Annotated in this window: 15 protein-coding genes; 9 read left to right on the top strand and 6 right to left on the bottom strand. The window is 70.3% G+C overall.

Annotated features, from left to right (window positions below; translation table 11 throughout):
• Positions 1–117 precede the first annotated feature (117 nt).
• Together WME95_RS30160 and WME95_RS30155 are read left to right on the top strand one after the other, a co-directional pair.
• On the top strand, positions 118–1,053 hold the full coding sequence (locus tag WME95_RS30160) for a LysR substrate-binding domain-containing protein (protein WP_437902797.1): 936 nt from the start codon (positions 118–120) through the stop codon (positions 1,051–1,053).
• A 55-nt stretch (positions 1,054–1,108) separates the two neighbouring features.
• Positions 1,109–1,534 (top strand): hypothetical protein, encoded by a 426-nt coding sequence (locus tag WME95_RS30155; protein WP_437902796.1) that lies wholly within the window; start codon positions 1,109–1,111, stop codon positions 1,532–1,534.
• Positions 1,535–1,577: 43 nt separating this feature from the next.
• Here WME95_RS30155 and WME95_RS30150 read toward each other — a convergent pair whose 3' ends face one another.
• Positions 1,578–3,452: a vWA domain-containing protein gene (locus tag WME95_RS30150; protein WP_437902795.1), complete on the bottom strand. Its 1,875-nt coding sequence runs from the start codon at positions 3,450–3,452 to the stop codon at positions 1,578–1,580.
• Between the two features lie 320 nt (positions 3,453–3,772).
• On the opposite strand from WME95_RS30150, the gene WME95_RS30145 reads away from it, so the two are divergent.
• From WME95_RS30145 to WME95_RS30125, 5 genes are all read left to right on the top strand, one after another.
• On the top strand, positions 3,773–4,963 hold the full coding sequence (locus WME95_RS30145) for a hypothetical protein (RefSeq protein WP_437902794.1): 1,191 nt from the start codon (positions 3,773–3,775) through the stop codon (positions 4,961–4,963).
• A gap of 95 nt (positions 4,964–5,058) precedes the next feature.
• The gene (locus WME95_RS30140) at positions 5,059–6,756 is read left to right on the top strand and encodes a DUF1592 domain-containing protein (RefSeq protein WP_437902793.1); all 1,698 of its coding nucleotides are present in this window, start codon (positions 5,059–5,061) and stop codon (positions 6,754–6,756) included.
• A gap of 170 nt (positions 6,757–6,926) precedes the next feature.
• Positions 6,927–8,639 carry a DUF1592 domain-containing protein gene (locus tag WME95_RS30135; protein ID WP_437902792.1) on the top strand — a complete coding sequence of 571 codons (1,713 nt, stop codon included), beginning with the start codon at positions 6,927–6,929 and terminating at the stop codon, positions 8,637–8,639.
• Positions 8,640–8,787: 148 nt separating this feature from the next.
• Positions 8,788–10,260 (top strand): protein adenylyltransferase SelO, encoded by a 1,473-nt coding sequence (locus WME95_RS30130; protein WP_437902791.1) that lies wholly within the window; start codon positions 8,788–8,790, stop codon positions 10,258–10,260.
• 339 nt (positions 10,261–10,599) lie between these two features.
• Positions 10,600–11,529 (top strand): YkgJ family cysteine cluster protein, encoded by a 930-nt coding sequence (locus WME95_RS30125; protein ID WP_437902790.1) that lies wholly within the window; start codon positions 10,600–10,602, stop codon positions 11,527–11,529.
• Between the two features lie 163 nt (positions 11,530–11,692).
• On the opposite strand, the gene WME95_RS30120 is transcribed toward WME95_RS30125, so the two are convergent.
• The 3 genes from WME95_RS30120 to WME95_RS30110 all read right to left on the bottom strand — a co-directional run bounded on the left by WME95_RS30120 (position 11,693) and on the right by WME95_RS30110 (position 16,729).
• Complete coding sequence (locus WME95_RS30120) at positions 11,693–13,201, bottom strand: DUF1552 domain-containing protein (RefSeq protein ID WP_437902789.1); 1,509 nt, start codon at positions 13,199–13,201, stop codon at positions 11,693–11,695.
• 4 nt (positions 13,202–13,205) lie between these two features.
• Complete coding sequence (locus tag WME95_RS30115; RefSeq protein WP_437902788.1) at positions 13,206–14,900, bottom strand: DUF1592 domain-containing protein; 1,695 nt, start codon at positions 14,898–14,900, stop codon at positions 13,206–13,208.
• A 596-nt stretch (positions 14,901–15,496) separates the two neighbouring features.
• Positions 15,497–16,729 (bottom strand): hypothetical protein, encoded by a 1,233-nt coding sequence (locus WME95_RS30110; protein ID WP_437902787.1) that lies wholly within the window; start codon positions 16,727–16,729, stop codon positions 15,497–15,499.
• Positions 16,730–17,152: 423 nt separating this feature from the next.
• Between WME95_RS30110 and WME95_RS30105 the strand changes: the two genes are divergently transcribed.
• Together WME95_RS30105 and WME95_RS30100 are read left to right on the top strand one after the other, a co-directional pair.
• Positions 17,153–17,998 carry a helix-turn-helix domain-containing protein gene (locus tag WME95_RS30105; protein WP_437902786.1) on the top strand — a complete coding sequence of 282 codons (846 nt, stop codon included), beginning with the start codon at positions 17,153–17,155 and terminating at the stop codon, positions 17,996–17,998.
• A 210-nt stretch (positions 17,999–18,208) separates the two neighbouring features.
• Positions 18,209–18,562, top strand: a complete 354-nt coding sequence (locus WME95_RS30100) for a DUF1428 domain-containing protein (protein ID WP_437708444.1) — start codon at positions 18,209–18,211, stop codon at positions 18,560–18,562.
• 50 nt (positions 18,563–18,612) lie between these two features.
• Here WME95_RS30100 and WME95_RS30095 read toward each other — a convergent pair whose 3' ends face one another.
• Together WME95_RS30095 and WME95_RS30090 are read right to left on the bottom strand one after the other, a co-directional pair.
• Entirely contained in the window at positions 18,613–19,152 is a 540-nt protein-coding gene (locus WME95_RS30095; protein ID WP_437902785.1) for a hypothetical protein, read from the bottom strand.
• Entirely contained in the window at positions 19,149–19,520 is a 372-nt protein-coding gene (locus WME95_RS30090) for a hypothetical protein (protein WP_437902784.1), read from the bottom strand. Before WME95_RS30090 ends, WME95_RS30095 begins: the two co-directional genes overlap by 4 nt.
• Between the last annotated feature and the right edge of the window lie 149 nt (positions 19,521–19,669).

The raw sequence follows: 19,669 nt of genomic DNA, 5'->3' as shown, positions 1-19,669 counted from the left end.
CTAATGCGCCCTCGCGGCGCCCGGTGCTATCGTGCAACGGCTCAACTCAACGTTGCGCTGGCGCAACCTGGCGAGAGCCCCCCGACCGGCGCCGTTTCCCCCTCGTGAGGTCCTACCATGCCCAGCCCCCGCGCGGCAGCGCGGGCGCGCCCTGCCCGGGCGCCCCAGCTCGATGAGATCGCCGCGTTCGCCCGGGTGGCGGAGCTGGGCTCGTTCACCGCCGCGGCGGAGCAGCTCGGGGTCCCGAAGTCGACGGTGAGCCGGGCGGTGACGCGGCTCGAGGACGGCCTCCAGGTGCGTCTCCTCCAGCGGTCGCCGCGCGCCGTGGCGCTGACCGAGGCGGGCCGTCGCTTCTTCGCCGACGTGGCGCCGCACATCGCCGGTCTCCGCGACGCGGCGCAGGCGCTGGACGCCTATCAAGGGCAGCCCCAGGGCACGATACGGCTGAGCGCTCCCCCGGATGGTGGGGAGTCTTTCCTCGGAGAGATGCTCGTCGAGTTCGGGGCGCGTTATCCGCTCTTGTCGCTCGAGGTCGACATGTCCACGCGGCGGGTGGACCTCTTGCGCGAGGGCTTCGACGTGGCGCTCCGGGCGACGGCCGAGCTCCCGGACTCCTCGCTTGTCGTGCGCAAGCTGCTCGACTCCTACGTGCAGCTCTTCGCTGCGCCGGCGTACCTCGCGCGGCGCGGCCTGCCCCGCGCGTTCGAGGAGCTCGCCGACCACGAGCGGGTGGTGTTCCTCCCCAATGCCCGGCGCGGACAGCAGCCCGTCGACGGCCCCCGCGCGGTGCGCGACGCGATGGCGACCGGGCGCATCGCGACCGACGATTTCCAGCTCATCCGCTCGCTGCTCCGGGCGGGGGGCGGTATCGGGCCGCTCCCGCGCGTCCTCGCCGCGCCCGAGCTGGCGAGCGGCCGCCTCGTCCACGTGCTGCCGGAGTGGTCGCAGCGCGCAGGGACGCTGTACCTCGTCTATCCCAGCGCGCGGCACGTGCCGCGGAACGTGGCGGTGTTCCGCGACTTCGTCCTTTGCTGGGTGAAGCGGCTCACATGATTGGGCACCTCGCGCCGCGCGCTTCCGCTCGGCTCGTCAATGGATCCACGCTATCATGGGCGCGGCGTTCATGAGGGAGGTCCTGCGCAACGCGCACTTCGTCGTTGGCATCGATCACACGGCGAAGCTCGTGAGGATCACGCGGTCCGCGCAGCCATTCGATTCCATCGAGCAGATCGAGCAGAAGTGTCGGGAGGTCACCGCGGCGCTCGCCCCGGTGGATCGGACGGCGATGTCGCTGCTCCTCGACATCCGCGCGGCCCCGGGGCGAAACGATCCGAAGTTCGAAGAGGCGACGCTGCGGCTGCGGACGGCCTCGGTGCGCGGCTTCGAGCGCATTGCCGTCCTGGTGCAGACCCCTGCCGGGGCGCTGCAGGTCCGGCGCCATAACCGCGAGGACGGCGTCGACCGGCTGATCAGCGACGACGAGGGCGAGCTGCTCACCTACCTCGCCGAAGCGCTGCCGTCGCGCCGCCGCTGATCGCGGCCAGGGGGCGCCGCGCGCCCCGCCTCGGCGGGAGCGCTCAGGGGCTCGGTGCCTGGTTGTCGATCATCTTCTGGAGGGTCGCGGCGATCTCGAGGAGATCGGCGTCCGCGCCGGTCGTGTTCGCGGCGAGGACGGTCTCCCGGGCGGCCGAGAGCGCGCTGGCGCGTTCGAAGGGGCCGAGCTCGGCGAGCTGCTTCAGGGCCTCGGCATACGCGATGATCGCCGCCGCCTTCGTGAGGTTGCCGTCGTCGATGCCGAGCCCTCCGAGCGTGGTTTGCTGCACGGCCTCCTTCGCCTCACCGGTCGTCGCGTCGCGCCAGGTGACGCGGACCCGATACGGGTCGCTCGCGCTCGGCAGCGACGGGTCGCACGGGCGGAGGATCTGATACAGCATCATCGAGTCGCTCGGGGCGAGGTGCTGCGTGCGCACCTTGGCCGGATCAGGCGAGTACTCCTCTCCATAGAACTTCTGGATGCCGAAGTACGGGGGCAGCGTGAGCTCGATCCTCACGTCGCGCGCGGCGACGAGGACCGTCTCGGCGAACCGGTCGACGAAGACGCGCCGCGCCTCGTCGGCGCTGTCGAGATAGACATACGCGCCGCGGCCGGCGTCGGTGACCACGTCCATGAGCGTGTCGTTCACGCCGTCGCCGACGCCGACGCCGACGAGGTAGATGCCCTCTCCGTCCGCGTCCTCGGCGTTCGCTCCGATGATCTGCTCCTCGGTCACCCCGGCGTTGGCCTGTCCATCGCTGATCAGCACGACGCGGTTGATGCCGCCCACTGCCCTGTGCGCGTTGGCGAGCGCGTACCCCGCGGCGAGGCCGCTGTTCAGGTCGGTGCCTCCGTCGGCCTCGATCGCGCTCGCGACCTCGAGCAGGACGGGGTCGTCGGGGCCCGAGACGACGTGGCCCTCGAGCACGGGGCTCTGCCCCGTATTCCACGTGACCGCGTTCACGACGTCGCCCTCGATGAGCGTCGACGCGATGGCCCGGACAGCAGCCCGCTCGAGCTCGATCGGCTCTCCCGACATCGATCCCGACGTGTCGAGCACGAGCGTGATCGTCATGGGCTCGCGCGCGGCGGGCGCCCGGCTCGACTGCACAGCGATCTGGAGCGCCAGATCGCCCGTGAGAACGCAGGATCCGAGCTGCGATACGATCGAGAGCTCTCCCGGCTCGGCCGGGGCGAACGAGTACCGGTAGTAATTCAGGAACTCGTGTGTGCGGATGACATAGGGGTCGATCAGCGGCGCGCCGCGCTCGATCTGGCGGCGGACGATGACCGGAGACGCCATCGAGTTGGAGTCGTCGGACGAGAGGTACAGCGTGAGCGGCGTGGAGAGGTTGACCCCCGCGCACGAGCCGCCGCTGGCCTGCGGCGCGAGCCGGGGCCCGGCGTCCCGCGAGCTGCCGGCCCCGCTGCCCGTCGTTGTGCTGCCGCCGCCGCCGGCCGAGCCGCTGCTGCCGCCGGCCGAGCCGCTGCCGCCGCCGGCCGAGCCGCTGCCGCCGCCCTCGTCGCCGCACCCGCCGGTGCCGTCGCCGCCACCGCCGCCGGCCCCGCCTTCGGCGCATCCGCCCCCGGAGCCGCCGCTGCCGTCCCCGGAACCCCCGCTGCCCGCTCCGCCCACGGGCGGCTCACCCGGCGGCTCGGTGTTGGGGTCCGCGGAGCCGCCGCTCGAGCTCGATCCCACGCCCGCGCTCGCGCCCGTGCCCGTGCCCGCGCCCACGCCCGCCACCGGGTCGCGGCCGGAGCCGTCCCCCTCGCGGGTCGCGCCGCCGCCGCAGATCGCCGCCGGCGCCTCGCCTAGCTGGAGCGGCTCGTGCGGCGGCGCGTCGCTCGACGACGAGCAGGCGATCGACAACGAGACGGGGACGATGAGCGCGAGCGCTGTACGCTGAAACTGTGCCATGAACACCTCCACGGGCCGTGCGCTCTCGCACGGGCGGTGCCAGGGAAATCATCAATCATTCCGCCGATAGATGCCTCGTTTGCGCCAGGGTGTTCGGCTCATGTTGGCCTGAATCGATTCGCGGTGTGCCAATGTGCGATGGGACGTGTCCGTGGCGCGCCGGCGATGGGGATGCGCCGAGCGCCCTCGCGGCTCTGGGCCACGCGGAGGGGCGAAATGGCCCGGGATCGAGCCCGAGATGCGCACGGCGATGACCGCAATGCCGCCGCGGACGATGGCTCGGTGTACCCTCCCGCGCCGTGCGTGCGTTCGAGAGTGCCGTGCTCCACCCGCGCTGGCTCGCAGCTGTCGTCGTGCTCGCCGGCGCCCTGACCGGGGGTGACGCCTGGGCGGAGATCCAGCGCCTGCGCATCGCGTACGAGGCGCACGACGGCTGTCCCGACGCCGCGGCGTTCCTGCGCGAGGTGACCGCGCGCACGGACCTCGCCCGCGCCGCCGCGGCGGACGAAGCGGCGCTCGACGTGCGGGTGCGCATCACCTCGAGCGCGGACAGGAGCCGCGGCCGGATCACGCTCGGCAAAGGCGAGGACGCGCGCGTCCGCGAGGTCGACGGCTCGACGTGCGGCGAGGTCGTCGCGGCCCTGGCGCTCATCACGGCCCTCCGGGTCGACCCCACCGCGTCTCTCGATCCGCAACCGCCGGCCGTCGGGCCGCGCTCGTCCGAGGCTCCGGAGGCTGGCGGAGCTCGGGATGCCGGCGTGGCGCCAGCGCCGGCCGTGGATCCCGTCGCGGCCCCGCCGCCCGCCGCGGAGCCCGCCGCAGCGCCGGGCGCGGGGAGCTCGCCGCGGCTGCCCGCGCCGCCGCCCGCCGCCTCGCCGGCCCCACCGGCGCCGGCCGCGCGCCCCGCGACCGCGCCGAGCCGCCCGCCGCCGCCGGTCGCGGGGGCCTCGCACCCTCCGCGGCCGCGACGGCCGCCCGTGGAGCAGCGCCCGTGGACGCTCGGCGTCCAGGGGAGCGCGGCCTCCGGGGTCGCCCCCGAGGCGCTGCTCGGCGGGGGGCCCTTCGTCGAGCTGCGCCCCGATCTGGGCCTCGGCGCGGCGTTCCGCGTCGCCGCCGAGGTGGCCGCCACCGGCGCGGTCGACGCGGGGCCGGGCGGCGCTCGCTTCGTGCGCGGGATCGGTCGGGTCGACGCCTGCGCGGACCTCTTCCGCCCGGCACGCCGGCTCTCGCTCGGGCCCTGCGTGGGCGCGGAGGGCGGCTTCCTTCACGGCACCGGGCTGGTCGGCAAGGCGATCTCCGACGTGGACGAGGGCACCGTCCCCTGGGCCAGCCTCGGGCTCCTCGCGCGCGTGACCGCCTCGCTCGGGGCCCTCGTGCGGATCGACGCGCAAGGTGGACCGGAATTTCCGCTGGTGCGGCGATCGTTCATGTTCGAGCAGCCCGCGCAGCTCATCCACGAGGTGCCCGCGGTCACGTGGACGCTCCGCGTCGGCGCCGGCCTCTCGCTCTGATCACCGGCCTGATCACCGGCCGCAGGGAGCGACGCGCGACGAAATTGTGATCCCGGGGGAGAGCCTCGGAGATTGCTACGGCGGGAGGCTTTGTCATGACACCTTTGAAAGCCGTACCTTCACTCGGCTTCTTCTCGGTGCTCTCGCTCATCGTCGCTGGGTGCGAGATCACGATCGTGGGTGACGACACCGGCGGTAGCGGTGGAGACGGCGGCGGCGGCGTTGGCCACGGCACCACGGTCAGCGTCGGGGAGGGCCCGGGCAGCGGCGGGGGGGATCCCTGTTTCCCCGGCGTGCCGGCGACGTCCCAGATCCCGCGCCTGCTCAACCGGGAGTACGACGCGGCGGTGCGGGATCTGCTTGGCGTGACGGCGCTGGCGAGCGCCGGCAACGGCCCGCCGTCGACGCTGCTCGCCCCCGACTTCGAGGGGGACATGACAGGTGTCGCATGGAACGCCTACCTCGCGGTCGCCGAGCAGATCGCCGCCGAGGTGATCGCCGGGCCGAACAGGTCCAGGTTCGTCAGCTGCGATCCGGCGGTGTCCGGGTGCTTCGAAGAGACGATCATCGACTTCGGTCGCAGGGCCTTCCGTCGTCCTCTGCTCGAAGAAGAGGTGCAGAGCTTCCTGCGGCTCACCGCGGTGGAGCCCCAGGGCACGCCCGACGAGATCGCCGAGGCCATCCTCTTCACCTTCCTCGCCTCGCCCTCGTTCATCCTGCGCCCCGAGCTGGCAGAGGAGCCGGAGGGAAGCGCCCTCAAGCTCTCCAGCTACGAAGTGGCGGCGAGGCTCTCGTTCCTGCTCTGGGACTCCGTTCCAGATGACATCCTGAACGCCGCGGCCGACGCTGGCCAGCTCGCCACCCGGGAGCAGATCCTGGCGCAGGCGCAGCGGATGATCCGGATCCGCGAGAAGACGGCGCCGGTCGTGGTCGCCTTCCATCGTGATTATGCGGAGATTCGTCCGATCTCGCACTGGCGAATCCACGATCACGACACGACCCTGTACCCCGACTATTCCCCGGACGCGGTCGCTCCCATGATGGCGGAGATCGACGCCCTCTTCGAGGAGGTGGCGTTCGAAGGGGGGTCCTTCGAGGACCTCTTCCTGAGCAACGTCGCTTTCGTCAACGAGGACACCGCGGCGCTCTATGGGCTCGATCCAGCGAATTATGGCGCGGAGCTGACGCGGGTGGAGCTCGACCCGGCCGAGCGGCCTGGGTTCTTGACCCGCGTCGGGTTCTTGAGCTCGTACTCGTCTTACGCCGCCACGAGCCCGATCCTCCGGGGCGCGTTCATCTCGAGGCTGCTCGGGATCAGCCTGGTGCCCCCGCCTGTCGCGGAGCCGGTGCCCCCTCCGGGCGAATACACAACGCAACGCCAGCGCGTCGAGGCGCTGACCTCCCCGGCGGTGTGCGCCGGGTGCCACGTCCCTTACATCAATCCGCCAGGCTTCGTGCTCGAGAGATACAACGCCGTCGGCCAGGTGCAGACCACCGATCCGCTCGGCGGCCCCATCGATGGAACCGCCGACGTCCACGTCGGCATGGACATCACCGAGACGATCGAGACACCGCTCGAGCTGATGAACGAGCTCGCCGTCGCCCGGGCGGCCAAGCACCACTATGCCGAGCGGTGGGTCACCTTCGCCACCGGGCGGCAGCCGAACCCGAACGACGTCTGCGACGTCGATGAGCTCGACGCCAAGCTGTCTGCCGACGGTTACACGATTCTCGACCTGCTCGCCGATCTTACCCAGACAGATTCGTTCCGTCTGCGCGTCCGCGGAAACTGAGGAGGGAATACGCCAGGAACCAGGAAGAAGCGCCTGACCCGGCGCTCCTTCGAAGCGCGCCCGAGCAGGCCCCACGCTGGCCGCATCGGCGCGGGCGCCGGGTCGACGTGCGCGACGAAATTGTGATCGCGGGGAAGCCCCCCGGGAATTGTACGCCGGGAGGCTTTGTCATGAGGCTCTGGCGCGCCGTATCCTCGCTCTGCTGCTTCACGGCGCTCTCGCTCGTCGCCTCTGGGTGCGGGATCACGATCCTGGGCAAGGGCACCGACCGCGAGGATCAGAGCGGCGGCGGCAGCGGCACCGCGGCCGGCGTCGGGGGGGGATCCGGCGTAGGAGGGGGATCCGGCGTAGGAGGGGGGGACTCCTGCTTGCCCAGCATCCCGGTGACGTCCCAGATCCCGCGCCTGCTCAACCGGCAGTACGACGCGGTGGTGCGGGATCTGCTCGGCGTGACGGCGCTGGAGGGCGCCGGCAATCTCCCGCCATCTGCGCTCCTCGTCCCCGACTTCGAGGGGGACATGACAGAGCCCGCATGGAGCGGCTATCTCGCGGCCGCCGAACACATCGCCGCCGAGGTGATGGGCGGGCCGAACAAGCCCAGGTTCCTCGCCTGCGATCCGGCGGCGTCCAGGTGCCTGGAAGAGACGATTGTCGCCTTCGGTCGCAAGGCTTTCCGCCGTCCTCTGCTCGAAGAAGAGGTGCAGAGCTTCCTGCGGCTCACCGCCGTGGAGCCCCGGGGCACGCCCGAAGAGATCGCCGAGGCCATCCTCCTCACCTTCCTCGCTTCGCCCTCGTTCATCATGCGCCCTGAGCTGGCGCAGGAGCCCGAAGGAAGCGCGATCAAGCTCTCCAGCCACGAGGTGGCGACGAGGCTCTCGGTCCTGCTGTGGGATTCCATTCCAGATGACATCCTGGACGCCGCGGCCGACGCTGGCCAGCTCGCCACCAGGGAGCAGATCCTGGCGCAGGCGCAGCGGATGATCCTGGACCGCGAAAAGACGGCGCCGGTCGTGACCCGGTTCCATCGTGCTTATGCGGACATTCGCCCGGGTTCGCGCTGGGGAGCGGCCGACCACGACACGACCCGCTTCCCCGACTACTCCCCGGACGCAGTGGCTCCGATGATGGCAGAGATGGACGCCCTCTTCGAGGAGGTGGCGTTCGAGGGCGGGTCGTTCAAGGACCTCTTCCTGAGCAACGTCGGTTACGTCAATCAGGACACCGCTCCGCTCTATGGGCTCGACGCGGCCGATTACGGCGCGGATCTGACGCGGGTGGAGCTCGATCCGAACGAGCGGCCGGGGTTCTTGACCCGCGTCGGGTTCTTGAGCTCCTACGCGCGTTACGACGCCACGAACCCGATCCTTCGGGGCGCGTTCGTCGCCAACAGGCTGCTCGGGATCGACCTGGCGCCCGTGCCCGGCGCGAGCGAGACGCCGCGGCCTCCGGGGCCGTTCTCCACGGAGCGTGAGGCCGTCGAGGCGCTGACCTCCCCCGCGGGGTGCGCCGGATGCCACGGCACGCACATCAACCCGCCGGGCTTCGTGCTCGAGAGGTACGACGCCGTCGGCAAGGTGCAGACCGTCGATCCGCTCGGCGGGGCCATCGACGGGACCGCTGACGTCACCTTTGGCGCCGACAACGTCAAGACGATCACGTCACCCATCGAGCTGATGAACGAGCTCGCCGCTGATCCGGCCGCCATGCGCCGTTATTCCGAGCGGTGGGTCGCCTTTGCCACGGGACGGGAGCCAGACGGGAGCGACAGGTGTGACGTTGACGGGCTCAGCGTCAACCTGCTTGTCGACGGCTATACCCTCCTCGATCTGCTCGCCGATCTCACCCAGACCGACTCTTTCCGCCTGCGCGTCGCCGGGAACTGAGGAGGGAATGCGACAGGACGAGGAGCCTGTTCGCTCGCCCTCGCGCGAACGGCTCGGCGTCGCTCGCTCCCGCGGCGCCGTGGCGCGGCCCGGCGGCGGGCTCTTCCGGCGGCTTGAGCGGCGGCACCTCCGCGCGTAAGGTTCGCCGATGAAGCTCCCGTTCGACAACACCTACGCCCGCCTTCCCGACCGCTTCCACGCGCGCGTCTCCCCCGCGCGGGTCCGCGCGCCGCGCGTCGTGAAGGTGAACCGCGCGCTCGCGGAGGTGCTCGGGCTCGACGCGGAGCAGCTCGCCTCGCCGGAGGGGGCGGAGGTGCTTGCGGGCAACACGGTGGCCGAGGGCGCGGAGCCGATCGCGCTCGCGTACGCGGGGCACCAGTTCGGCAGCTTCGTCAACCAGCTCGGGGACGGGCGGGCCATCCTGCTCGGCGAGGTCGTGGGCAGGGACGGCAAGCGGCGCGATCTCCAGCTCAAGGGCGCGGGGCGGACGCCGTTCTCGCGGGGCGGAGACGGGCGCGCGGCGCTCGGGCCGGTGCTGCGCGAGTACGTCGTGAGCGAGGCCATGGCGGCGCTCGGCGTGCCGACGACGCGCGCGCTCGCCGCGGTGACGACGGGCGAGCCGGTCTATCGCGAGGAGGTGCTCCCCGGCGCGGTGCTCACGCGCGTGGCCGCGAGCCACATCCGCGTGGGCACGTTCCAGTTCTTCGCCGCGCGGGACGACCGCGACGCGCTGGCCACGCTCGCTTCCTATGCGCTCGCCCGGCATTACCCCGAGGCGATGGGCAGCGGCAACGACGCGCTGGCGCTGCTCGAGCGCGTCGTCGACGCGCAGGCGTCCCTTGTCGCGCGCTGGCTCGGCGTCGGCTTCGTGCATGGCGTGATGAACACCGACAACACGTCGATCTCCGGGGAGACCATCGATTATGGGCCGTGCGCGTTCCTCGACGAGTACGATCCCGCGAAGAAGTTCAGCTCGATCGATCGGGGCGGCCGGTACGCCTTCGGGAATCAGCCGCGCATCGCGCAGTGGAACATGGCGCGGCTCGCCGAGGCGCTCCTGCCGCTCCTGGCCGAGGGCGAGGAGGAGGCCGTCCGCGTGGCGACCGAGCGCGTGGAGCGCTTCTCCGCGCTCTTCGTCGCGGCCCACGCGCGCGTCCTGCGGGCCAAGCTGGGGCTCGCGCGCGAGGAGGAGGAAGATCTCGCGCTCGCCGCGGATCTGCTGGAGCGGCTCGCGTCGAACGGCGTCGATTACACGGTCTTCTTTCGCCGGCTGTGCGCTTCAGCGGCCGATTCAGTCGCCGACGCGCAGGTGGCCGCCCTGTTCGCGGAGCCCGGCGCCTTCCGCGACTGGGCCGAGTCGTGGCGCCGGCGGCTCGCCCGGGAGGAGATCACGCCCGAGGCCCGCGCGAGCGCGATGCGGCTCGTCAACCCGGCGTTCATCCCGCGCAATCACCGGATCGAGGCGCTCATCCAGGCGGCCATTCTGCGTGACGACTTCGAGCCGTTCGAGACGCTGGTACGGGTGCTCGAGCGACCGTACGACGATCAGCCGGAGAGCGCGCATCTGAGCGAGCCCCCGCAGCTGGACGAGCGCGTGCAATACACGTTCTGCGGGACTTGACGGCTACCGCGGGTCAGAGATCCTGCCAGGGAACTGCCTCGCGCGCGGGCAACAGGAGAGAGAGTTCAACGCAAAGGCGCAAAGACGCAAGGACGCAAAAATGCATGATAATTATTCTTTTTTTTTGCGCCTTTGCGTCTTTGCGCCTTTGCGTTGAACTCTCTCCAGATCTCTGGCCAGACTTCTGGCGGTCGGTACTACCTCCAAGAGCGAAGCGTCGCAGGGCGTCGATCGTAACGGTCGTAGAGGAGGAGAGGTCTGGCGGACGGTTCGGCAGCGTGATAAACTACGGGTTCTTCGTGCGCTCGGGCGGCAACCACCCTCCAGGAACCGGCCACCATGAGTCAGAGGAAAGGCAAGCCGTTCCTCGCATCAGGAAAGAAGGCCCGTCGAGACGCCCGCAAGGACGGCGCGGGCCGCGTGCATCTCACCGTCCTTCGCGACCCCGCGAGCGGGCATGAGCGCGTCGCGCTCAGGACCCCGGTGTTCCGCGAGGCGTGGCAGAACGACATCGCAGCGGCCGCGGCCAACACGGCGTATTCCGCCCTGCGCGGGGAGCCGAGCGTGGACGGCGCGGTCGAGCTGGCGCGGGACGCGATGGCGGCCACGTCGCGGCTCGCTGCGGGGCTCCTGGCGCGCGCGCCCGATGGCGCGGTGGCGTGCAGGGCGGGCTGCGATCACTGCTGCCATCAATCGGTCGGGGTCACTCCGCCGGAGGCGCTCGCGATCGCCGACCACCTGAAGTCGACCCTGTCCGACGCGGAGCTCGCGCGCGTGGCTCAGCACGTGTCCGGGTGCCACGAGAGGACACGAAGCCTGCCGTCGACAGAGCGGTTCTCGCCGGACCACCCTTGCCCCTTCCTGCGGTCGGGGCGGTGCTCGATCTACGAGGTTCGACCGCTCTCCTGTCGAGGAATGAACTCGCTCGACGCGGGAGAGTGCGCGACCAGGCTGCGGGACCCCGAGGCGCGCGCCGCGTTCCTGGCGCGGGGCGTGGGGGGCCGCTCGTTCATGGAGCCCATTCGCGGCGTCCACGCCATCAGCGCCGGCCTGCAGCTCAGCCTCTCCGAGCTCTTCCGCCTCGACATGCGCCCCCTGGAGCTGACGGCGGCGATGCACCTGCTCCTGAACGGGCCGGACTCGCTCGCCGACGCGTGGATCCGCGGGGAGCGGCCGTTCGAGTCGGCGCGCAGCGCCGACAAATCGACGGAACCCGGCCTGGGCGAGCTCATCGCAGCGGTGGGTCTCGCGCCCGGCCGGGAGCCGTGAGGACTTACAGCGGTTTCCGCCAACCTCTGCACTACGCAGAGCGGCGGTCACCCGCACAGGAGACGGGCCCAGATCGGCGTTTTCGGCGCGCAAGCGCACTCCGGTGCGCTGAGCACCGAAAACGTCGAGGTGGGCCCGTATCCGAAGCGGGTGACCGCCGCTCTCAGGCCTTGAGTGCGGTGAGCTCGCCCGGCTTGGTGATGCCGGCCTGAGCGTCCCTGCTGTCGAGTTTTCCAAACTCCGTGACGGGCCCACCGCCTGCCGCCGTGCACCCGACGGCGTTCATCAGCGTCACGTAGAGCTTGTTGATGGGGACGTTGCCTGTGTTCGAGCCCGTGCCGAAGCCGACGCTCGTGTCGCCGCCCGTGCAGTCCGCCTCGCTGTTGCCGGTGCCGAGCTTCCCGCCGTCGACGTTCACCACGTGGCCCTGCTTGAGGTAACCCCCCGCGCTGCCCGCGATCACGATCGGCAGGTTGTTCGTGTTGTGGGCGTTGCCGTCGGCCAGCTCCGGGAGCCACATCGTGGCGGTGTTGTCGAGCAGCGTGCGATCGCCCTCCGCGATGCTGTCGAGCAGGGTGACGAGCCGCACGTACTTGGCCGCGTACCAGGCGTCGATCTGCGCGATCATGTCGAGCACGCCGTTCTTGCAGGTCCCGCCCACCGCGAACGAGCCGTTGCGATGCGAGAGGCCGTGGTGGTCGGCGTCGTGGCTGATGTTGTCCCAGTCGAAGGTCACGTAACCCGGATAGACGAGGATCATCGACCGGTTCATGTCGCAGATCATGCTCAGCGCCATGAGGTTCATCATCATGTCCCCGCCAGCCGTGAACGAGGTGGCCAGGCCCGCGCCGAACCCGCCGCCCGAGCTCGCGGCGTCGATCTTGGCGGCCGTGACGCCGACCTTGGCCGCGGTCGCCTCGTTGCACGCCGTGGGCGCGACGTTCTGCTCCGTGCTGCGGAGCAGATCGAGCCAGTCGCTGATCCGGCGCTGGTCGGACTTGCTCATGGTGAGCCGCTGGTAGCTCTGAAGGTCGTCCTTGACGAGATCGATGGCGCTCTGCCCGCGCTTGACGCGGTAGTCGGCCTCGGTCTCCTGCCCGCCCCCGAACAGCCCGGTGAGCTGCTGGTACACCGTCTTGGGGTTGACGACGGCCGGGAAGGCGGTGTTCGGCGCCGAGAAGGACAGCACCTCCTTGATGCTGCTGCTCGACGGGCCGACCGAGAGCACGAGCGGGCTCGCCTTGCCGGGGTTGATCTGCTTCGCGATCTCGTGGTCGAGCGAGTGGGACGTCGCGTACCGCGTCTTGTCGTCGCTGATGAGCGCGCAGGTGAGCTTGCCCCCCATCGCCTGATCGTGCGGGTCGATGGACTGGATCTCCGCGTAGGAGTTGAACATCTTCAGGCCGCGCGGGAACAGCAGCTTCGACACGAACGGCGTCAGCCCCGCCAGCGTGGTGCCCTTGATGTGCTCGGCCGTGAGGGAGCCGCTCTCGATGGTCGGGAACCAGCGGTTGGTGAGGCACCCATTGTGCGTGTAGAAGATCACGAGGCGCCGGGGCGGCGACGACTGGGGCGCGGACTGCGCCTTGACCTCCCGCTCGTGGACGGAGCTCAGGAACGGAGCCGCGAGAGCGGCGCCAGCGACACCCTTCAGGAAGACTCTGCGCTTCATTCGCCTACTCCAGTTCTACGGCTCGGGTTCGGAACGACGGAGACTGCGTGAGGTCCGTGACGAGGTTGAGGACCGTGTACCCCCCGGCGGTGATCTTCGTGGACACGTCGCGCACCGTGCACGAGTCGAGCGGGTGGCCGTCGCGCTCGTAGGCGTACGAGACCCACTTCTGCGCGTACTGGCGCTGCGCGTTCGGGGAGACGGCGAGCTTCGCCATCAGATCGGCCGGGCTCGTGACCCTCACGGGCTGCCCGTCGATGCGCACGTCCGCCACCGTGTCGATGAGCGCGCCGGTCAACGCTTCCTGCGTCTGCCACGACCCCATGGCGTCGTACGCCTCCATCACGAAGCCCGGCGGGTTGATGGTGTTGTGGTGGCACGCGGCGCAGGTCGCGCCCGCCGTCTGCGCGTCCACGCGCTTGCGGTTCGTGTCGAGATCGTCCCCTTCTGGCAGCGGCGTCTCGAGCGCGCCGGGAGGTGGGGTGCCCGGGTCGATGCCGAGAACGTCCTTGGTGATGAACACGCCCCGGAGGATCGGCGAGGTGCGGTTGTACGACGAGTACGCGTTGAGGAAGCCCACCCGCGTCAGGAACCCCGGCCGCTGCGTCGGGTCGAGCGACACCTCCTCGAGATCCGCCCCGAACCGGGCGGGATCGAGCCCGTAGAGCGGCGCGGTCGCCGCGTTCACGAAGGCGACCGGGCTGAGGAGGAACTCCTGGAACGTCCCGCCGCGCGTGAAGACCAGATGATCGAAGAAGCGCTCGGTCTCTTCCGCCATGATCGGAATGAGCGCGCGATCGAACATGGGGAACATGGTCGTGTCCCGCTGCGCCGAGTCCCAGCGCGTGTTCGGCCCGAGCTCCAGGTAGTATCGATGGAAGGCGGCCACCATCTGCCGGGCCCTCGGGTCCTCGAGCATCCGCTGGGCCTGCGCCAGGACCTGCTCCGCGGTGGACAGCTGGCCCTGATCGGCGGCCTGGTTCAGCGCCTCGTCGGGGATCGTCCCCCAGAGCATGTAAGAGAGGCGCGACGCGACCTCATGGTTCGAGAGGGTGAACCCCGCGGCGCCGCCGGGCGTCTCCGTGATCTCCGCGCGCTGGATGAACGTGGGGGAGATCAGGAACATGAACAGCAGCGCCTCCGCGACCTCCTCCGGGGCCCCGCTCTGGGTGATCTCCGGCCCTTTGGCCACGATCGCGCCGAACCTCGCCACCTCCGCGTCCGTCAGCGGCCGCCGGAAGGCGCGCCGCCCGAACTCGAGGATCGTGTCATGCAAACACGCGGCGCCGTCACCGCTGGGCGTGCACTTCAGAAAGTTCTTCTTGAGCGCGGGGTCCGCCATCACCTGCGCGGCGATCATCTCGGCCACGGCCCTGTAGGCGCTCCAGCCCAGATCCGTCAGGCTCCCTGCCTGGTCCGTCGCCAGCAGCGTCGAGGGCGCCACGTTGCCGGAGGCCGTCAGCGCCGTGACGCCCAGCAGATCGCGGACCGTCCTGTCGTACTGCGCGTTCGTCAGGCGCCGGATCTGCGATGTCGGCGCGATTCCTGGCTTGCACTCTCCGCTCGCACCTGGGCCGTCCGGGCCCCCGGTGGGGTTTTGTCCGCCCAACTCCGGGTCGACCTCGGCGTCTCCCACGGAGCCAACACAGCCAGCCGCGAACGCGGTGGCGACGAGGATGCCGCTCCTCCACGTATGCATCGCACTCACCTCAGGTGTTATGTTCCAGCTCAAAGAGCCCAGACGGGAGCAGCAAGGGCGTCTTTTGCGACCGACACGCGACGTTCGGTGGCTGCCCTGCTCCCCGCGCACCACATCCTCCCATGTCGAGAGGATGTGGTGCAATGATGTGTCGGTGAGGGCTCTTTTTTTCTGTGATTGATGCTCTAATTTTTCATCAAAGGCATGCGGGAACATTTTGATGTTCACCCATGTGGGCTTTTCGTCAAAGGCATGAGGGAACATTTGGGTGTTCACCCATGTTCCCTTTTCCTCAAAGGCATGAGGGAACCAATGGATGTTCACCCATGCGCGCCGCGCGGCCTCTCGCGCGAGCTCCGCGAGCAGGCTGCCGCCCACCGGCCGTGGCCGCGGTTCGCAGCGGCCAGAACGGAAGGCCGGCGACGAGTCGCCATGTCCAGCTTGATGATGGCGCGGCTGTCGCGCTGTACGTCCGCGCCGCCGCGCTCGATGACGCGGCGTGGGACACATGTTGCTCTATTGCCGCGCTGCTCCTGAACGAAGCCGCCCTGCGTCATTCACCCCGTGCGGGCCCGCGCGGCGGAGGGGCCCTCCGCTCAGAGGAGCTTGAGATAGGCGACCATGTCCGCCTCTTCCTGGGCGGTCAGGGTCGCGCGCCCCCCGAGGATCGGGGCGGCCAGGATCGGGGCGGCCTCGAAGGCCAGCTTGTAGTGGTGGATGACGTCCTCCAGCGTAGGGGCCGAGTTGTCGTGGAAATAGGGCGCCGTCTCGTTGATGCCCCAGAGGGAGGTCGTCTTGCCGTCCCCCAGGACGTCCAGGGTGCCGAAGAAGAGAGCGGCGCCCGGATCGGCGGCCAGCATCGAGAGGACGCCGTTCTCGATCCTCGGCTGGTAGACGGCAATGAGCGGGAGCAGGTCCGGATTGGAGCAGAGGAGGCCGCTCCCGTCCGACGGGCAGGCCATGGCATAGCGACGCATCGGGTTCGGCGTCGGCCGAACCTCCGAGGTGCCGAGGACCTCGCCCGAGAAGCCGGTCAGCACGCCGGTGATCCTGGTGAGCGCCCCGAAGGGGAACTGCTCGCTGCTCGTGTTCAGCATGGGCCCGCTGTGGCACTGGCCGCAGACGCCGTTCGGGAGAAAGTGCTTGCGCCCGCGCTTCTCGGACCGCGTGTGGCCGCGAGGCAGCTCGGGCTCGGGCCCGCCGTGCGCGTAACGGCGCAGCTCTCGCGAGCTGAACAGCGTCCGCTCGTAGTCGGCGATCTTCTCGAGCTGCCGCCGCGTGGGCGTGACCGTCGGCTCGAAATGCGAAAGGATCGCGTTCGCGGCCTGCGTCTCGAGGTCGGGCTCCCGGGCATCGAACGTGATGAGCGGATCGAGCGCTGGCGAGTTCTTGACCGAGGGGACGCCTCGGAAGACGGTCACGCTCGTGGCCGCGGGGTCGTCGTAGATCCAGACGTTCGGGGGCAGCGGGAACTCGAAGCGGATCGTGGCCTCGTTGAGGAGCCGCGTGTAGCTGTCGCCGACGCCATCGTCGCTGTCGATCGGGCGGAAGAGGGGATCGTCCGGGTTGGCCGCGTACCGCGCCTGCACGTCCGCCGGGGAGATCGTGCCGGTCTCCTCGCTGTGGCAGGTCACGCAGCGGCGCCCGTTGCCGCCGAAGGTCGCTCTCTCGAAGAGCTGCTCGCCGCTCTGGACCCGGTGCGCCTGGGCGGCGACCGCGACGAGCTCGTCGGAGCCCCACTCCTCCTCCCCCGCGCAACCCGCGGCCCCCAGCAGCGGGATAAGGAGGAAGAGACAGGCCATGAACACGCCTTGATGGGAATTGAACATGTGATTCATAAACCCTCCCTGATAATGAGCTTTACAGGGGAGCGTCGCCCGGAGCGAACACGGTGTCGTGATCGCGCCAGGCGAGGGACGCGCGCCCGAACGGGGCGCGCAGCCATCATGTTGGATCTAGAACACGGTGATTCGGGCGTCCGCGCGAGGTTGCGGCGCGCCGCGAAGAGGACCCCCGGGTGACCTCGCAAGCTTCAGAAAAAACGAATCGGTCTCCAGCTGTCAAGGGAGCTCAGCCGTGCGTGACCCATTCGCCATGATGTATGTGCCCGTGGGGTTCAGGTCGCCGGTGCGCGCCGGGGGCCGCCGCTGTGTGACGCCGCGTCGCCTGCCGGACCGAGGGAGCCTCGAGAGCCTGGGCAGGCCGGTCCAGGAGCCTGCCCCATCAACGCGTGTTACCTTGCGACGGTGGCCATGGAGTCGCAGCTCACGATGGACGCCCTCGAGACCGGCGTGATCCAGGTGCATGCCTGCCGCGCGCCGGAGATCTGCTCGATACAGCGCGCCGCCGTGCACACCTATTCGGTCCTCGCCTTTCACCTCGGCGGCCGGATGCGGGTGGAGCACCGGGGCGAGCTGGAGCTCACGGCTGGCCAGGTCCACCTCATCCCGGCCGGCGATGCCCACCGGTGGCTCGCGGCGAGCAAGGTGGATCTGCGCGGCGTGGCCTTCTGTCGCTCGTGCCTCCCTCAAGATCGTTTTCAGGAGCTGCTCGCCCCGCTCGATCGCGTCCGGCGCGGGGCTTTCCCGGTCGTCGAGCTGCCGACCAGCAGGCAGCCCCACGTGCTCGGCCTGCTCGAGGAGCTCGAGCGCGAGCTGTCGCGGTCGTCGGGCATGCTGCCCGTCGTGGCCGAGAGCCTCCTCGGGCTCCTGCTCGCCGAGATCGTGCGCGCCGCCCCGCGCGAGGCAGCTCCCCCCGAGGCCCCCTCGATCGTCGCCGAGGCGCTCGCCGTGATCGAGGCGCGCTGTCTGGGGCCGCTGACCCTCGGTGAGGTCGCCCGCGCTGTGCACCGATCTCCCGCCCATGTCACGACCGCGGTGAAGCGGTCGACGGGCCGCTCCGTGGTGGCGTGGATCCTCGAAGGCCGCCTCGCCGAGGCGCGGCGCCGCCTGCGCGACACGGATGAGCTCGTCGAGATCATCGCCGAGCGGGTCGGTTATGCCGACGCCAGCCAGTTCAGCCGCCTCTTCCGCCGCCGCCACGGCGTGGCCCCGGCCGCGTGGCGCGCCCGCGAGCGCGCGCTGCCTCGCCCTGGGTGATCGCCCGGCAGGCCTGTCGCGCCGAGCTCGCTTTCCGGCCCGCTCGAACGCCGTGAGCCATTGCGCGCGGCCGCCCGGTGGCCTTGCAGCGAAGTTGCCTTCGTCGATCGCGTTGAGGCATCACCCCGACCCCCGAGCTGGTCGGCGCGCCGCCGCGCGGGTCGCGGCGGCGGTCTGTTTGGAACGGGGCCGAACGAGAGGAGAACAACGATGAGCTACGTCGACGGTTTCGTTGTGCCCGTGCCCGCGGGCAAGAAGCAGGCTTATCGCGATCTGGCCGAGAAGGCCGCGGCGGTGTTCAAGGAGCACGGGGCGATCCGCGTCGTCGAGTGCTGGGGCGACGACGTGCCCGACGGCAAGATCACCGACTTCAAGGGCGCGGTGAAGGCGGAGGAAGGCGAGGTCGTCGTCTTCTCGTGGATCGTCTGGCCCTCGAAGGAGGTGCGGGACGAGGGCAACAAGAAGGTGATGGAGGACCCGCGCATGCAGATGAACAACGAGGACTCACCCTTCGACGCAAAGCGGATGATCTACGGCGGGTTCGACGTCCTCGTCGACGTCTGATCGGCAGGCCGCGGTCCTCGAGCCCCGCGGTCAGGCGGGCCCCGGGCCGGTCACGGCGGGGTGGCGTCGATGGGGTGGGTATCGATGACCGCATCCCAGAGGTCAACGTGGTGGACGAGGCTCACGGCAAAGTGCTCCTCGTCCAGCTCCACGAGGATGGGGTCGGACTCGTCCCAGCTCGCACCGGCGAGGACGGCGGCCACGCAGCCGGCGGCGAGCTCCTTGCGGCCTCCCTCCTTGAGCGCAGAGACCCTGGCGCGAGCCCATCCGGTACGAGCATCGAGCAGCAGAGCGACAGTCGCGGACGGGAATGCGCGCTCGAGGTGGGGGAGCGCTCGAGGGGCGGCTGACGGATCACCTCCAGGGGTGGCGATCAGGACGAAGAACTCCGAGGTACGGGGGTCGCCCTGGAGCGCGGCGCTGTAGCGAAAGTACTGAGGGCTGTGCTCGACGCCAGGGACCGGCAGCATGACGAAGCGGCTCGGCGTGACCTCACCCGCCCCAGGATGGCCGGGCGGAACGAGGAACCCGTCCTCGATCGGCTTCACCTGGGCCGACACGGCGTGCTGGCGCGCCGCGCGCGCCGTCATCCGGGGCCCCGCAGCGCCTCGACGAGCGCCTCGACGAGCGCGCGCACCGGGAGCGAAGACGACCGCTCGCCGAGCAGCTCGAGCACGTCCTCGTCGTCCTCGCCGCACGAGAGCTGCACGGCCGCGACAACGACCCCGTCGCGCTCGACCGCCAGGTCGAAGATCCCCTCCTCGTCGCTCACCGGCCCGCCGAGCAGCGCCGACAGCCGGCGACCCAGGAGCTCGGCCAGCGGCTCGTCACCGTCGAGGCTCGCCTCGTCGGGCTCGATGGTGGCCTGGACCGCGCGCGTCGGCGTCCCGCTCACCTCGGCGCCCTCGCGATCGAGCCGGAAACGAAAGCCACGTGCCTCGAAGAACCCCGTCGTCATGGGCTCGATCAAGGCACGCCGCGTGTGCCCGGGCAAGCGTGAACTTCGACAGACCGACCCCCCGAGTACGGGGGCGGTGGGGACATTGGCCTTTACTCAACCCCCGAGGACGCTCCTCAAAGCCCTCATCGAACGACCGGTGGCCGCGC

Source organism: Sorangium sp. So ce327, assembly GCF_051530205.1.
In the GTDB taxonomy this organism is placed as follows: domain Bacteria; phylum Myxococcota_A; class Polyangia; order Polyangiales; family Polyangiaceae; genus Sorangium; species Sorangium cellulosum_B.
Note: the sequence above shows the minus strand (reverse complement) of the source record. Positions and strands in the feature narration are given on the sequence as shown.